Annotated in this window: 2 protein-coding genes; one reads left to right on the top strand and one right to left on the bottom strand. The window is 41.3% G+C overall.

All coding sequences use genetic code 11. The features are described from left to right. A partial coding sequence (locus AB4496_RS19235; protein ID WP_372131648.1) for a GTP cyclohydrolase I occupies positions 1-240 on the top strand: 240 nt, incomplete at its 5' end. A 65-nt stretch (positions 241-305) separates the two neighbouring features. On the opposite strand, the gene AB4496_RS19230 is transcribed toward AB4496_RS19235, so the two are convergent. After that, positions 306-1,778 carry a C69 family dipeptidase gene (locus AB4496_RS19230; protein WP_009845546.1) on the bottom strand — a complete coding sequence of 491 codons (1,473 nt, stop codon included), beginning with the start codon at positions 1,776-1,778 and terminating at the stop codon, positions 306-308. Positions 1,779-1,831 lie beyond the last annotated feature (53 nt).

Below are 1,831 nucleotides of genomic sequence, written 5' to 3'. Positions count from 1 at the left end.
ATCGTTCGTTTCTTTGCTCAACGTCCTCAAGTTCAAGAACGTATGACGCAGCAAATCCTTGTAGCATTACAAACGCTGCTAGAAACGGATGATGTTGCTGTAACCATGGATGCGGTTCATTACTGCGTGAAATCTCGTGGTGTAATGGACGCAACCAGCGAAACAACAACAACAGCTCTGGGGGGTATTTTTAGATCAAACCCAGCAACGCGCCATGAGTTCTTACACGGCCTGCGTTAGAACTAAACCTATTCAGATAAAAAAACGGAGCATTATGCTCCGTTTTTATTGGTTGCTTCATAAGCCTACAGATTTACTATTTTCTTAAACTCTTCCTCTGAGTATTTCTTCTCTGTGCTTTTAGTCAAATCTGTAATCATTTTGTATCTAAGCTCAGTTGCCATATCTAAGGTACGCTTAAGCTGTCCGTATGAGTAGTCGGCAGCCATGTTCAGAGCCGCTTGTTTATCTACTTTATACATGTCTGTTAACGTTTTATCTAAGTGTGCGACCTGCTTGTATAATTGAGTTTCTTCTTTGTCCCAAGTTGCTTTTAGTACTGGTAAATACTTATCTGGGTTTGTAGAAGCGAGGGCGGTTAGGCTACGGAACTGCCAATAAGCTGAATCATCACTGTAGTTATCATCGCCTACTTGGTACGCTTTTGGGTAATCTTGTAGGGTTGAGTATAACGGCACTAAAACAGATTCTGGTAACACGCCGAAGCTTTGCCAAATAATACCTTGAAGCTCTTCTGGCATCTCAGGGCGAAGCTGAATAATATGCGACTCTAGTTGACGCTCAACTCTAATTGGTCGTTTCGATTTTCCTTCCAAAACCGTGTCTTTATAAGTCGCGCTAAGTACCTCTGCCACATTTTCAACTGAGATTTTTGTATCAGGTTTCATAAACAAAGGGTATTGCGTCATGCGACTTTGTTGATGCAGCGAAGGTGTCAGTATTTTTTGGCCTAACCATTCACGATCGATATTATACTCATCACCAATAACTCCGAATGCTTTTGCAAAATTGAAAGATTTTTCATCTGCGTTATCAAGCAGTTTGTTTTGTTCTACAAACTCGAATATGTCTTTTGAATGCAGTACCTCTTTGTTTGCCAAGTTCACACCATGTACACGTAAGCCATTTGCAATCATGGCGTAACTGTCATCTGGCACTTTTACAGCAATCCAATGGTGACCTGAACCAATTTCAAATAACCACGCCTCATTGGTGTCTGCAATATAGAGACTGTTTCCTTCACCAGCACCATAGGTTTCGATGTAATGACCGAGTAACTCTACGGCTTGTTTTGCGTTTTCTGCCTGAGGAAGGATTAACGTAGGTATAATGGCTTCGATTACGCCATTGTCGATTAAAGGATCTACCTTGGCGACTTTGTCGTTTATTTCTGCGCTGGTTGTTGCTGAAATGGCAACGTTGTGTTCATTAATCCCACGTTCTTCATAAAACTTTCCGTCGCGATTAACGGTATCCGCATCCCAGTCTGGTATCGCAGAGTAAGCAAAGAAGTGCTTTGGCATCGGAACAATTAACCCGTTACCTAACTGCCAGTCACCTTCTTGGTTATCTTGCGCAGGTCGATACTTTAGGTATTTGTTCCAGTTGTTAACGCTAAAATCTTCATTACGAGCAATCATAATGCTACCGTCGCTCGACGCTTCTTTACCAACAATAAGCCCAGTACAAGCTATCGCATTACTGCTTAGAGCGACAGCTACTGCAGTTGCAAGAAAGGATACAGACCATATTTTCATTTTAATTCTCCGCTTATAAAACAAGATAATTTAAAGTTAACGTTAGTTGTATT

The organism is Vibrio sp. 10N.222.46.A1 (assembly GCF_041473595.1).
GTDB classification, from domain to species: Bacteria; Pseudomonadota; Gammaproteobacteria; order Enterobacterales; family Vibrionaceae; genus Vibrio; species Vibrio tasmaniensis_A.
Note: the sequence above shows the minus strand (reverse complement) of the source record. Positions and strands in the feature narration are given on the sequence as shown.